The organism is Kaistella haifensis DSM 19056, assembly GCF_000735695.2.
GTDB lineage: Bacteria > Bacteroidota > Bacteroidia > Flavobacteriales > Weeksellaceae > Kaistella > Kaistella haifensis.
This window is the reverse complement of the sequence record NZ_JASZ02000008.1, coordinates 14,365-28,991: the sequence shown is the minus strand read 5'-3', so window position 1 is coordinate 28,991 and position 14,627 is coordinate 14,365. Positions and strand designations below refer to the sequence as shown.

The window sequence follows — 14,627 nt, the reverse complement described above, 5'->3', positions numbered from 1 at the left end:
GCAACATCGAAAGACAAATTTAATGAAAAAGAGTTGGAAAAAAATCCAACTCCGATCTATTTAAAATTGTAAGAAAAAAGATTAATTTCCTTTTCTTCTTTTCAATTCTTTGCTAATTAAAGACAATTCGCGGCCGGTTTGACCTGCTACAGAGGTATTTTCTTCGGCGCGGCGCGTGAGGTAAGGCACCACATCTTTCACCGGGCCATAAGGTAAATATTTCGCCACATTGTATTTTTGGTCGGCAAGGGTGTACGTGATATTGTCGCTCATGCCGTAAAGTTGCCCGAAATAAATGCTTTCGGAACTGTTTTCTAGATCTTTTCCCTGCATTTTATTCATCACCAATTCGGTGGAGATCTCGTTATGCGTTCCGAAAAATCCTGAAACACGATCTATATTTTGCATCACAAAATCGATCGCTGCATTGTAATTTCTGTCGGAAGCTTCTTTATTGGGTTGAATTGGATCCGGATAATTCATTTCGGCGGCTCTTTCTCTTTCCTTTTCCATGTACGCACCACGAACAATTTTGTATCCAATATAATATCCTTTTTCTTTCGCACGTTGGAGGTTTTCCTGCATATATTCGATGCGTCCGGTTCGGTACATTTGAATGGTATTCCAAACGATGGGTTTTTCACGGTTGTATTTTTCCATCATATCTTCGACCAACTGATCCGCTGCGTCTTGCATCCAAGATTCTTCTGCATCCACCATCACTTTTTTGTTGTTTTCATGGCAAAGTTCACATACTTCATCAAATCTTTTAACCACACGCGCCCATTCTTCTTTTTGGCTTTCAGTCAATTCAGTTCCCTTCCCCACGGCTTCGTAAATATCAATTCTTCCAAAAGCAGTGGGCTTAAAAACAATAAAAGGAATCGCAGGATTTCCAACAGAAAAACGTACGATATCTTTAATTTCCTGGCAAACCGCATCAAAAGTTTCTTCCTCTTCTTTGCCTTCAATGGAATAATCGAAAATACTTCCCACGCCTCGCTTGAACATTCTGATCACGGCCTTCATGCTCTCTTCCCTAGTTTCGCCACCGCAAAATTGCTCAAACAACGTAGCTTTCACTAAATCACCGGCAAGTGGAAAATTATTGTGGACCGTAAAATTCAAAATTCTGGTTCCTATTTTGGTTAAAGCCGGTTGCTCGATTAATTTGAACATCCAGTAAGCTTTTTTTAACTGATAATCTGATTTGTCGGCAAATGCCAATGCTGTGTTGTTGAAAATACTCATTGATACTTTTTAATACGCGCAAATTTAATAATACTATATGAATTGATAAAACGAATTTAAAGTTTAATTTTGCGTAAAATTTTTCTCGATATGATTTCCGTTTTAGACCAGAATTTTTCTCAACTTAATCAATTTTTAAAGAATTTAAAACCTTCGAAACTTTTCATTCTAGTTGATGAAAATACGCATGAATATTGCCTTCCGACAGTTTTGGGAAATTTAGAAACCGAAATCCCGTTTGAAATCATCGAAATTGAAGCAGGCGAAGAACTGAAAACCATCGAAACGGCGACACAACTCTGGGAAATCCTCTCCGAATTTGAGGCCGATAGAAAATCATTAATGTTGAATCTTGGCGGCGGCGTGATCACCGATTTGGGAGGATTCGTTGCTTCCACTTACAAACGTGGAATACCTTTTATCAATGTACCAACCACGCTTTTGGGGATGTGCGACGCTTCTATTGGCGGAAAAACAGGAATTGATCATCAATTTTTAAAAAACATTGTAGGAACTTTTGCCGAACCACAACAAATTTTTGTTTACCCGGATTTCCTACGAACGTTGCCTTTCGTTGAGCTTCGAAGCGGATTTGCCGAGATGATGAAACATGGTTTAATTGCGGATGAAAAACATTGGAAAGACCTTAGTTCTATCGAAAATTTGAATCCAGAGAGCATTTATCCTTTCATAGAAACTTCGATGAAGATTAAGCAAAATGTAGTCGAAATTGATTTTAAAGAACAAAATATCCGCAAAACATTAAACTTCGGACACACGATTGGTCATGCTGTGGAAAGCTTATTTTTGCAAAGCAATCAGCTAATTCCTCATGGCGAAGCCGTTGCGCTAGGAATGATTTGCGAGACGCATCTTTCTTGTCTGGAAAACCTCATCAACGCGGAAACTGAAGAAGAAATCATCAAAAAAATCCGAAAATTCTATCCTTTCATCCCCATTAATGCTTTCTCGACCGAGCAATTGCTGGCTTTAATGAAAAATGATAAGAAGAATTCCGACGGAAAAATAAGTTTTGCACTGATTGACAAGATTGGAAATTGCCAATTTGACTGTGCGGTTTCGGAAGAAAACATCATTTCAGCATTGCATTTTTATCAAAGTTTGGCGTAAAAAGCAGAAAATAATATTATTTTGCACATAATGTTAAAGAAAATTTACACCATAAAATATTTAGAAATGATTAATTTATAGTATTGATTATTAGCACTTTAAATAAAAACATGATTAAACCATTGTTTAAATTTTTGTAAAATTTATGTTTTTTGGCACAGCATTTGAAACATCCCTCTCGTAAAACAAATTTAAAAAACGTGAGATTTGAGAAGCGTTTCTGATAGTAAGCCTGAAAAATTAATCCGCTTACTTATTTTAAAAGAAACGATTATCAAGTTTTAAAAAAAATTAATTAAAATTTAAAAATTATGAAAAAGTTATTTTTAGGTGCAGCAATCGCAATGAGTTCATTAACATTCGCACAACAATTTGGTATTAAAGGAGGTATGAACGTAGCTTCAATTTCCAAGGATGGTACCTTGAGTGATACCTCTTCTAAAATTGGTTTTAATGCAGGTGTATTCATGAATGCTCCGCTTGCAGAAAACTTCAGCATTCAGCCAGAAGTTCTGTACAATGATCTTGGCTCAAAAATTACTTACGGACAAAATGACAATAACTCCTACAGTACTAATTTGGGTTATATCTCTGTACCGGTAATGTTCCAGTATAATGCAACTCCAGAGTTTTATTTAGAAGCAGGTCCACAGTTTAGCTTTTTGGTAAATGCTAATAATAAACTGAAGGATGGTAATAATAATATCTTGGTGAATGACTGGACAAAGTTAGCTAAAGACAATCTGAACACCTTTGATTTTGGTCTTGGATTAGGAGCTGGTTACTATTTCACTCCTCAGTTTGGTCTTACTGCTAGATATGTAGCGGGTATGACTAAAATCGGAAAGGATGATAATGTTTACGGACAACCTTACAAAGACTCTAAGAACAATGTTTTCCAAGTAGGTTTAGCTTATAAATTTGCAAAATAATTGCTGAAAAAACACAACACTCATATTACACTTAAAATTACAAAGGTTGGGAAATTTCCCAACCTTTTTTTATTTATTCATCAGTATAATCAGGGTTTGGCCCCGCCGGAACCGGATATTCTTCAGTAAAACAACCGAAACAATGGTTGGAACTTCCTAGGATAACTTTCAGATTATCCATACTCAAAAACTCCAAGGAATCTACCCCCAAGTAATCACGCAATTCCTCTACCGACATATTGGCGGAAATTAAATCGTCTTTCGAAGGCGTATCGATCCCCAGATAACATGGCGCAATAATCGGCGGAGAAACGCTTCGGAAATGAATTTCCTTTACTCCCGCATCTTTCAAAATTTTCACCAAACGCTTCGAAGTAGTTCCCCGAACAATCGAATCATCAATGATTACCACCCTTTTTCCTTTGATTTCTGAAAGAATTGGGTTGAGTTTTAAGTTCACAATTCTTTCCCGCATTTCCTGGGTTGGAACGATGAAACTTCTTCCGATATACCGATTTTTAATCAAAACCGGACGAAAAGGAATACCCGAAGCAATAGAAAAACCAATCGCCGCCGGAACTCCTGAATCGGGAACACCGATCACAATATCAGCTTCTACAGGAGCTTGTTCCCAAATTTTCATCCCAGATTTTTCGCGGATCTCGTGAACATTGATGTTTTCCAGGACAGAATCGGGTCTAGCAAAATAAATATATTCGAAAGCACAGATTTTGTTTTCGCAATTTTCTTTAACCAAGAAAGATTTTAAACCTTTTTCATTTTCGCTGGTATAAACGATTTCTCCCGGCAAAATATCTCGAACATATTGCGCACCAACAGCGTCTAAAGCGACAGATTCCGATGCTGCAACGAAGGTTTTCTCGTCAATCGCTCCCAAAATCAGAGGACGAATCCCGTGAAAATCTCGGAAAGCAAAAAATTTATTTCGCGTCATTCCCACCACTGAATAAGCACCTTCAATTTTTTCCATCGTCGCTTTGATGGCTCCTCGCAACCCGAGATCCAAGTTTTTCTGAATGAGTCTTAAAATTACCTCAGAATCGGAAGTTGCCTTGAAAACAACTCCTTCTGCTTCAAGTTCTTTTTTGAGTACCTCAGCGTTGGTCAAATTACCATTATGAGCAATCGAAAGGATAATTTGGTCGTATTCGTTTTTCGCGAAGAAAGGTTGAAAATTATACTTTTTTTTGTCGCCCGCGGTAGTATATCTGGTATGTCCAATCGCGGAATTTCCCATGAAATTTTCGGGTTCGCGGATGTTTTTGTAAACATCGAGCACGAGACCTTCATCTTTCACATTGACTATTTTTCCGTTTTTCATCACCGAAATTCCGCAAGCTTCCTGACCGCGATGTTGCAATGCAAAAAGCCCAAACTGCGAAAGCGAAAAGGTATCTAAATCGGTGTCGGAATACAACCCGAAGATTCCGCATTCTTCAGAGGGTGCATCAAAAGGGTCTTCTGATTTCAGCAAATTTCTTCCGTAGGTTCTTTCTTTGAACTGGTTTAAATAATTTACTTTATGTTGTTGTAAATCTTTCATTTTTTACTTGTCTCCAAAAAAATTATTTGTTCAGTACCTTTTTCAATCGTTCGTAGATTTCAACGTAAGCTTCTGTCACCTCGCCCAAATCTCTTCTGAAACGGTCTTTATCCAATTTTTTCATGGTATCTTTATCCCAAAGTCTGCAAGTATCTGGTGAAATTTCGTCGGCAAGAACAATTTTTCCGTCTGCAGTTTTTCCCAATTCGATTTTAAAATCGACCAGGATAATATTCATTTTATCGAAAAGATCGATCAAAATTTCGTTGATATCTGAAGTAAGTTCATACATTTCATCAAGTTCTTCATAGGTAGCTGCACCTAAAAAAACTGCGTGATGATCATTGATAAGCGGATCTCCCAACTCATCTTTTTTATAGCAAATATCGAAAATAGTCACTGGCGATTTGATACCTTCTTCCACCCCTAATCTTTGCGCCATACTTCCGGCAGAATAGTTTCGAACCACCATTTCTAAAGGAATTATGTTTACTTTTTTTACCAATTGCTCTCTTTCATCGATTTTTTTGATGAAATGAGTCGGAATTCCTTTCTCATTCAAATATTCGAAAATCAAGGTGGTGATGGCGTTATTCATCTCACCTTTCAAATCTACACTTCCTCTTTTTTGCGCGTTAAAGGCGGTTGCATCATCCTTGAAACGTACAATCACTACATTCGGCTGATCGGTTTCGAAAACTTGTTTTGCTTTTCCTTCATAAAGCATTGCTCCTTTTGTCATTTTTACTTTTTATTTGATTATTTCAACTATTTTTAATTTAAATTTTAACTAAGATCCCTGTCAAAACAGCGATTCCGAAACTCAATAAAGTTCCTATCAATACATATTCGGTCAGTTTTCTTTGTTTTGCTTCTGCCAAATCACTAAATCTGAAAACCGATTTTGCGGCAATCATAAAACCTACGCCTTCCCAATGGTCGACAAGGATGAATACAAAAACCAAAAGTCTTTCGAGAATTCCTATGTATTTCCCCGCATTAACAAGGGATTCCGTTTGTAATTTGCTGTGTTCTATGGTAACGGGAGTCCAAATCGAGATTAATGTTTTGATAAAAATAGAAGATGGAACCGTTAAAAAAACCACGGCCGTGATGAGTTTTAAAGATTCAGAATTAAAGAAATCATCCAACCGGAAATATGGAAAATGCAACATCGACAGCGCGACGATAACTAAAACATGAAGCAATTGATCCACAAAAAACCAGGTTCGTTTAGTTTTTGCATTTTGAAAATTCAGCTTTGCCCAATCGATCAAAAAATGCGAAACCCCGATGATTACAGCGATCCACCAAAGTTCAATATTCCATAAAAAAATAAAAGCCAAAACCGCGTGAAGCAAAATATGCAAATACAAATAAACGCTTCCCGCTTTTTTCCGCTCTTTATCAGCAACCCACGAATTGGGCTGTAGAAGAAAATCTCCTAACAAATGTGCCAATATGAGAGGTATAAAAATCATTAGAGTTCTGCTATTTTTTTTCTGAAAAATAAATCGGTTTCCTGAATCAAATCGAAATTAGATCGCTTAATTCGCTGACTTACTGATGATTGAGTAATATTAAGTTCTTTTGCTAATTCTTCTTGCGTAAGTTCCGGATTGATCAGCAAGCGGTGAATTATTTCCGCAGTGGCGACTGACCAACTGTCAAAATCGATCGAAGCCCATTTAAAAAGAATATTCAAATCGCGGTTCACTTTATCATTTTCGGTTTTTATCGCCAAGGTTCGTCCTTCGATTTTTATATCATTCAAAAGTCGCCCGGAATTTACGTAAGCAGAGCCGTTCGATTCGGTAATTTTTTCAGACAGAAAAACTTCATTTCCGATGCCGATTGCCAATCTTACATCCAGATTCTCAAAAGTTTTGATGAGTGATTTTATCATCAATGATTTTGCAAAAACTTCATCCACACTGCATTTTAACTGAAATTCGTCGCCACGATAAACTTCCCAGTTTTCGGGAGTTGCAGACCAACTTCCTAATAAATTTTTCAACTTAGGAAGCCACACTTCGGAATCGGTATTTTGAGAATTGATAATATCTCCGGTAACAATAGCAATCATTTCACAAATATAAGCAATTACCCTTATAAAACATAAATATAAGCTAAATCGCTAATAAATTTATTTTATAAGGAAATTTACTTATAATTTATTTTTAAATTTTAAAATCCTCATAAATCAAAAAACACTAATTACTTGAAGTATTCCACACCATTTTTGAAAATATTATGATAATTGGCTGTCGGAATATTCTTCAACAAACCTTCCGAAAATCTTTCCGGATGACCCATTCTACCAAAAATTTTCCCGGATTTACTTGCAATACCTTCAATTCCGAATAAAGAATTATTTGGATTAAAAGGCATTCCGTGTGCAATTTTACCTTCAAAATCAATGTATTGCGTCGCGATTTGTCCGTTTTCATACAATTCTTTAATCACTTCTTCAGAGGCCATAAATCTTCCTTCCCCGTGAGAAATCGGAATGGTAAAAACCTGATCTTTCATCCCTTTTAACCAAGGCGAATGATCGTTGACTACTTTTACATCAACCATTTGAGAAATATGTCTTCCAATCGCATTGTGCGCCAAAGTAGGTGAATTTTCATCCAAATCGATAATCTCACCATAAGGCAAAAGCCCGGATTTTACCAACGCCTGAAACCCGTTGCAAATCCCGAGAATCATACCATCGCGGTTCAATAATTCGTGAACAGCATTTTTCATTTTCTCGTTTTTCAAAACATTCACAATGAATTTTGCAGAACCATCCGGCTCATCACCTGCAGAGAAACCTCCAGAAAACACCAAAATTTGAGACTGATTGATTTGCGAAATCCACGCATCCAAACTTTCGTTAAGAAGCTGATGATTCAAATTGATCAGCGGCAAACTGGCAACTTCGGCACCTTCTTTTCGGAAGGCATTTTGAGTTTCATATTCACAATTGGTTCCCGGAAAAATAGGTGCAAAAACACGAGGTTTTGCAATTCCGTGTTTTCGAATTATTATGGTTTCTGCTTTTGTAGCATTGAATTTTTCATCGAGTTCTACCACAATTTTTTCCTTTTCAACCGTAGGAAACAGCTCTTCAAAAGTTCCTTTGTAAGCCTCAAATAAACTTGAGATAGAAATTTTTAAATCATTAATCATTAAAACTTTATCAGCTTTAACCTCACCAATAAATTGAAACAAATCATTTTTCAAATCTGAGGTAGATTCAATAATTAAACTTCCAATATTTTTATTTAAAAGTAAATCTTCTTGCAAAGAAATTTCCGCTCCTAACTGATTACCGAAACTCATTTTTGCCAATGACACCGCTACTCCGCCATCTTTCACGGTTTTCACAGAAACAATATTTCCTGACTGAATATTTTCATGAATATCATTGAAAACTTTCTTCAAATTTTCATAATTCGGCAAGCCATTTTCCTGAGGAACATGTTGGAAAAAATACAATTTGTTTCCCGCTTTTTTCAGTTCCGGAGAAATGATATTTTTCTTTTCGCCATTTGCACAAGCAAAAGAAATCAGCGTTGGCGGTACATTGATATCCTGGAAACTTCCACTCATCGAATCTTTTCCGCCAATTGCAGCGAGTTCCAAATTCATTTGTGCATCGTAAGCACCCAGAAGCGAGGCTAAAGGCTTGCCCCATTTTTCAGGTTGATTTCCCAATTTTTCGAAATATTCTTGGAAACTCAAACGGATATTTTGATATTTTCCTCCCATTGCCACGATTTTGGCAACGCTCTCTACGACCGCATTTGCAGCTCCAATCATCGAGTTTTGCGAAGAAATTTCCGCATCAAAACCCCAACTTGCCAAAGAAACAGTTTCAATATTTTCCGCGTCTAAAACCGGAAGCGTCTGTACACTTCCTTCCATTTCCGTTTCCTGAAATCTTCCGCCAAATGGCATCGCAACGGAAGTTCCGCCAACGGATGCGTCAAACATTTCTGCCAAACCTTTTTGCGAAGCACTATTTTTCCTAGAAATTTCCTTCAAAAAGTTTACTTCATTGAATTCAATATTCTGATTTTTAATCTTTTGCAAATGTGAAATTTCTGCACGTTGAGATTTTGCACAACCGTTGGTATCTAAAAATTCGCGGCTTAAATCCACAATTTTATTGCCTTGCCAAAACATCTGCATTCTTCCGGAATCGGTAACTTTCGCCACTTCTACAGCTTTGATATTTTCCTTTTCACAGAATTTGATGAATTTTTCTTTGTCCTTAGCTTCAATTACGACTGCCATTCTTTCCTGAGATTCAGAAATAGCGAGTTCAGTTCCGTTGAGACCTTCATATTTCAAAGGCAAAATATCAAGATTGATTTCCAACGAATCAGCAATTTCCCCGATCGCAACAGAAACACCACCTGCACCGAAATCGTTGGATTTTTTAATTAAAGTAGTAACGTCAGGATTTCTGAATAAACGCTGAATTTTACGTTCTTCCACCGCGTTCCCCTTCTGAACTTCCGTGGAAAGTGTATGGATAGAGGTTTCATCTTGCTCTTTTGAACTTCCAGTTGCACCTCCAACTCCGTCTCTTCCGGTTGCTCCGCCGAGTAAAATCACCAAATCTCCAGGTTGTGGTTTCTCCCGTCGGACCCAATCTTTTTTTACAGCTCCCACTACAAAACCCACTTCCATTCTTTTTGCTTTGTAGCCATCATGGTAAATCTCATTCACCAAAGTAGTCGCTAAACCAATTTGGTTTCCATAGGATGAATAACCATTTGCAGCTTGTTTAGAGATAGTTCTTTGCGGAAGTTTTCCGGCTAAAGTTTCGGAAATAGGTTCTAAAACATCAGCAGCTCCGGAAAGTCGCATCGCCTGATAAACAAACGCTCTACCCGACAATGGATCACGAATTGCGCCACCTAAACACGTAGAAGCACCACCAAAAGGTTCTATTTCTGTAGGGTGATTGTGGGTTTCATTTTTAAATAAAAGATACCAAGGTTCCTTTTTACCATCAAATTCAGCTTCAATTTCTATGGTACATGCATTGATTTCATCGGAGACAACGAGGTTTTCAAGCTTTCCGGTTTTGTGGAAATATCTCGCACAAACCGTCGCCAAATCCATCAAAGAAATCGGTTTTGCTTCTCTTCCGAGAAATTTTCTTTTCTCTAAATAATCATTAAAAATACGTTCTAAAGTATCTTTAAACGAATCATTAAACTGAATATCAGTTAATGCTGTTTCGAAAGTGGTATGTCGGCAATGGTCGCTCCAGTAAGTGTCGAGAACTTTAAGTTCGGTTTCTGTAGGATTTCGCTTTTCAGATTTGAAGTAATTTTGAATAAACTCCAAATCATCAAATCCCAAAGCAAAACCATGTTGATGATAAAAATTCTTAAGTTCGTCTGTAGAAAAATCAATAAAACCCTCATGAATAATAACCGGATCTGGAGTTTCTTCAGCCGGAATTTCAAGTTTGGACAAATCTTTTTCCTGACTTTCGACTTTATTAATTAAATGATTTTTAATTTTTTCAACTTCATTTTCAGTAATGCCAAAAAGTTCGATCAGTTTTCCACTTCTCACTTTTGAATTTTCATTTTCTGTGAGCAAAGCGATACATTGTTGGGCAGAATCTGCTCTTTGATCATATTGACCAGGTAAAAATTCGGTGGCAAAATGAAGGTCTTTAGCAGGATTTTCGGTGTGAAGAATATCAACCACAGGATCTACAAAAGTATTGAAAATCACTTTGTTAAGTTCATTTTCTTCAATCCCGAACAGATCATAAATATTATAAACTTTCACATCCTGAATATGAGGAACGATGGTTTTTATTTCACTAAAAATTTTTGGACTTTCTACATCGAAAATTCCACGTTTTTCTACAAAAATTCTTTTCTTATCAGACATTCTATGTCAATTTTAAAGGGAGTAATTCATTAAAAAATGCAGACAAAATTGCCTGCATCACTTTATACTTTAAGGTCAGCTTCTAAGCCGATTAAGTCGGAATATTTATCAAGAATTGGCTGTGCTTCGTTCTGGACAAATTCTTCAGTTTGAATCGGTGCGAATCCGATGAAGTTTTTAGGATCGAGCATTTCCATGAATTTGGCTTTATCCATTTTCAGGGAATCGTCGTTCAAAATCCTTTCAATCAGATCGTTTTCTTTGCCTTCCATTTTTACTTTCTTGGAAGCTTCCATCGAATGAACACGGATAGTTTCGTGGATTTCCTGACGGTCGCCACCTGCTTTTACTTCTTCCATGATGATGTATTCTGTCGCCATGAAAGGAAGTTCGTCCATGATATGTTTCTTGATTCGGTTTTCGTAAACCACAATTCCGTTCATGATGTTGTTCCAAATCAACAAAATAGCATCCACAGCAAGGAAAGATTGCGGAATTGCGAGTCTTTTGTTCGCTGAATCATCCAAAGTTCTTTCAAACCATTGCGTTGCTGCCACCATTGCGGAACTTGAGGAAAGCGACATCACGAATTTCGCTAATGAGCCGATTCTTTCGGAACGCATCGGATTTCTTTTGTACGCCATCGCCGAGGAACCGATTTGGTTTTTCTCGAAAGGTTCTTCAATTTCCTTTAAATTCTGCAATAGTCGTAAATCATTAGTGAATTTATGAGCAGATTGAGCGATATTCGACAATAAAGCCAAAACTTTCGCATCGATTTTTCGATCGTAGGTTTGCCCGGAAACTCCGAAAACTTTATCAAATCCAAAACGTTTTGAAAGTTCGGTATCCAAATGTTTTACTTTAGAATAATCGCCGTTGAAAAGCTCTAAAAAACTAGCTGCAGTTCCGGTAGTTCCTTTCACACCGCGGAATCTTAAAGTTTCAAGAAAAAATTCGAGTTCTTCAAAATCCAAAATCAAAGATTGCAACCAAAGTGTAGCACGTTTCCCAACGGTCGTCAATTGCGCCGGTTGATAGTGCGTAAACCCTAAAGTCGGCAAATCCTTATATTTCAAAGCGAAATCCGACAAGTTTTTAATGACATTCACCAATTGCTTTCTCAAAATCAGCAATCCGTCGCGCATTTGAATTAAATCGGTATTATCACCTACAAATGCGGACGTCGCACCCAAATGGATGATTCCTTTCGCGGAAGGAGCGGCATCGCCATACGTGTGAACATGCGCCATCACATCGTGACGGAATTTTTTTTCGTATTCTGCAGCTTTCACATAATCGATGTCATCTGCATTATTTTTGAGTTCTGAAATTTGTTCATCGGAAATATCCAAACCAAGATCTTTTTGGATTTCGGCAAGAGCAATCCACAATTTTCGCCAGTTTCTGAACTTGTTGTTCGGCGAAAAATTATAGAGCATTTCCTCACTTGAATAGCGTTCTTCAAGAGGGTTTTTGTAGGAATTCATTCTTTCTTTTTACTTTTTTAGATGCACAAATTTAAGAAAATTATAAGAATCTGAGGACTTGCATTTGTATTTTTTAATGATAAAATGAACAAATCATTTAGATAATTTTCTTCCTTTGAAATCCTTCATGGTATCGTAAACTCCGAAAACATTTTTCATCATCCAATCAAATATCGGCAACGGCAAAATTCCTTGAGAAAGTCGAATAAACCAATACGGAAGAGGCATTGCAAGCATTTTTGTTTTGTTTTCAATGGCTTTAATGATTTTTTCAGCGGTGGATTCAGGTTCCAAAATGGGCAATAATTTAGATTTCACCCCATCAAACATTCCTGTATTGATGTAGAAAGGCATTATGGTAGTAAAAGAAATATTTTTACCAAGTTGTTCCATTTCCAGCCGAACACTGTCACTCCAACCAACTACCGCCCATTTTGACGCGGCGTAAACAGACATTTTGGGGTTGGAAATCAATCCCGCAGATGAAGCAATATTACAGATCGCTCCTGAATTATCCGCCATCATTCCCGGCAGAAATTCCAGTGCAATATGCATAAATGCGTTAGAATTAATGACCATGCTTTTCTGAATCTGGTCGTGCGTATGCTCATGAAAATATTTTCCGACAACAATTCCAGCATTATTAATTAAGATATCAATTTTACCGACTTCGGTACGCACTCGCTGCGCAGCAATTTTAATTTCATCCAAATTCGAAACATTCACATTATAGGTGAAAATTTCATGGCCAAATTTTGCAAACTCTTGCTTAGTTTTCACCAAAGCTTCTTCATTAATATCCCAAATTACCAGTTTTTCGACGCCTCTTTCCAGAGATTTTCTTGCCATGATTTTACCAATTCCGGAACATCCGCCGGTAATAAGAATTTTTTTATTTCTGAAATCCATTTTGTCTTTATCTGTTTAATTTGGAGTAAATTTGTTTGAATTATAAAATAAATGTAATGAATTTTGAAAAGATATTAGCAGATCAGCGTACCTTTTTTAACAGCCAGAAAACCAAAAGCATCAAGTTCAGAAAAATGTATCTGGAAAAACTGCGAGATTTGATCATCAAAAATAAAGAACTGCTTTATGCCGCCATTTACAAAGATTTCGGAAAATCTAGATTTGATACTTATACTACGGAAATTTCTTTCATTTTAAAAGACATCGATTTTTACCTGAAAAACCTCAATTCGCTATCAAAACCCAAAAAAGTAAAAACCAACCTTGCGAATCAACTTGGAACGAGTAAAATCCACAGCGAACCACTCGGTTGTACCCTTGTGATCGGTGCATGGAATTACCCTTACCAACTTTCGCTTTCGCCCATGATTGCTGCGTTGGCAGCCGGAAATACGTGTATCGTAAAACCCAGCGAAGTGGCAGAACACACCATGAAAGCCATGGCAAAAATAATCAACGAAAATTTCCCAAAAGAATATCTGTTTGTGCTTGAAGGTGGTGTGGAAGAAATCACAGAAATTTTAAAACTCAAATTCGACAAAATATTTTTTACCGGAAGCACGAAGGTTGGGCAAATCGTATATGAAGCTGCTGCGAAAAATTTAACACCGGTAACTTTGGAATTGGGTGGAAAAAGTCCAGCTATTGTAACTGCGAATGCTGATTTTGAGGTCGCAGCAAAAAGAATTGTTTGGGGAAAATTCCTCAACGCCGGACAAACTTGTGTGGCTCCGGATTATATTTTGGTGGATGAGAAAGTGAAAGACAGTTTTCTGGACACCTTAAAATCTTATATTCAAAAATTCAATTACCAACCGGATTCGGAACATTATACAAAAATAATCAACCGAAGAAATTTCGACAGATTGGTAAATTATATCGAAAAAGATAAGATCTATTTCGGTGGAAACCACGATTCTCAAAAACTTCACATCGAACCTACGATTATGCACGAAATCAGCTGGGAGGACGCTGTAATGCAGGAAGAAATTTTTGGTCCGATTTTGCCGGTTCTCACTTTTAAAAATTTTAATGAAGCTTTGCTTAAAATCTCAAAAAAAGAAAAACCTTTGGCGGCTTATCTTTTCACCAATAATTCAGAAGAAAAAGAAAGTTTCACTTCGAAAATTTCCTTTGGTGGCGGCTGTATTAACGATGTGGTGATGCATTTGAGCAATGAAAATTTACCATTCGGAGGCGTTGGAAATTCGGGAATTGGAAATTACCACGGAAAATTTGGCTTTGAAACTTTTTCCCATCAAAAAGCCGTTCTCGAGCGTGTAAATTGGGGCGAGCCCGATTTGAAATACCCGCCTTACACGGAGAAGAAAATGAATTGGATTAAAAAATTGCTATAAAAAAAAATTCCGGAAATTT

Annotated in this window: 11 protein-coding genes; 3 read left to right on the top strand and 8 right to left on the bottom strand. The window is 37.0% G+C overall.

Going from position 1 to position 14,627, the window contains the following annotated elements; genetic code table 11:
• Positions 1 to 81: 81 nt before the first annotated feature.
• On the bottom strand, positions 82 to 1,251 hold the full coding sequence (locus AP75_RS05295) for a proline dehydrogenase family protein (protein ID WP_088263766.1): 1,170 nt from the start codon (positions 1,249 to 1,251) through the stop codon (positions 82 to 84).
• A gap of 90 nt (positions 1,252 to 1,341) precedes the next feature.
• Between AP75_RS05295 and aroB the strand changes: the two genes are divergently transcribed.
• Together aroB and AP75_RS05285 are read left to right on the top strand one after the other, a co-directional pair.
• Positions 1,342 to 2,382, top strand: coding sequence for a 3-dehydroquinate synthase (gene aroB / locus AP75_RS05290; RefSeq protein WP_088263765.1), 1,041 nt, complete (start codon positions 1,342 to 1,344; stop codon positions 2,380 to 2,382).
• 311 nt (positions 2,383 to 2,693) lie between these two features.
• Positions 2,694 to 3,314 carry a porin family protein gene (locus AP75_RS05285; protein ID WP_031504075.1) on the top strand — a complete coding sequence of 207 codons (621 nt, stop codon included), beginning with the start codon at positions 2,694 to 2,696 and terminating at the stop codon, positions 3,312 to 3,314.
• A 73-nt stretch (positions 3,315 to 3,387) separates the two neighbouring features.
• Here AP75_RS05285 and purF read toward each other — a convergent pair whose 3' ends face one another.
• From purF to AP75_RS05250, 7 genes are all read right to left on the bottom strand, one after another.
• Positions 3,388 to 4,878 carry an amidophosphoribosyltransferase gene (purF, locus tag AP75_RS05280; RefSeq protein ID WP_088263764.1) on the bottom strand — a complete coding sequence of 497 codons (1,491 nt, stop codon included), beginning with the start codon at positions 4,876 to 4,878 and terminating at the stop codon, positions 3,388 to 3,390.
• 22 nt (positions 4,879 to 4,900) lie between these two features.
• Entirely contained in the window at positions 4,901 to 5,620 is a 720-nt protein-coding gene (gene purC / locus AP75_RS05275; protein ID WP_031504074.1) for a phosphoribosylaminoimidazolesuccinocarboxamide synthase, read from the bottom strand.
• 37 nt (positions 5,621 to 5,657) lie between these two features.
• Positions 5,658 to 6,359 carry a DUF3307 domain-containing protein gene (locus tag AP75_RS05270; protein ID WP_031504073.1) on the bottom strand — a complete coding sequence of 234 codons (702 nt, stop codon included), beginning with the start codon at positions 6,357 to 6,359 and terminating at the stop codon, positions 5,658 to 5,660.
• Entirely contained in the window at positions 6,359 to 6,964 is a 606-nt protein-coding gene (locus AP75_RS05265; protein ID WP_031504072.1) for a SatD family protein, read from the bottom strand. The genes AP75_RS05270 and AP75_RS05265 overlap by 1 nt, the downstream gene beginning before the upstream one ends.
• Positions 6,965 to 7,095: 131 nt before the next feature.
• Positions 7,096 to 10,791 (bottom strand): phosphoribosylformylglycinamidine synthase, encoded by a 3,696-nt coding sequence (locus AP75_RS05260; protein ID WP_088263763.1) that lies wholly within the window; start codon positions 10,789 to 10,791, stop codon positions 7,096 to 7,098.
• Between the two features lie 62 nt (positions 10,792 to 10,853).
• Positions 10,854 to 12,281: an adenylosuccinate lyase gene (gene purB / locus AP75_RS05255; protein ID WP_031504071.1), complete on the bottom strand. Its 1,428-nt coding sequence runs from the start codon at positions 12,279 to 12,281 to the stop codon at positions 10,854 to 10,856.
• Positions 12,282 to 12,374: 93 nt separating this feature from the next.
• A complete protein-coding gene (locus tag AP75_RS05250; protein ID WP_031504070.1) occupies positions 12,375 to 13,190 on the bottom strand; it encodes an SDR family oxidoreductase in 816 nt (271 codons plus the stop codon).
• A 56-nt stretch (positions 13,191 to 13,246) separates the two neighbouring features.
• Between AP75_RS05250 and AP75_RS05245 the strand changes: the two genes are divergently transcribed.
• Positions 13,247 to 14,608: an aldehyde dehydrogenase gene (locus tag AP75_RS05245; protein ID WP_088263762.1), complete on the top strand. Its 1,362-nt coding sequence runs from the start codon at positions 13,247 to 13,249 to the stop codon at positions 14,606 to 14,608.
• Positions 14,609 to 14,627: the final 19 nt, after the last annotated feature.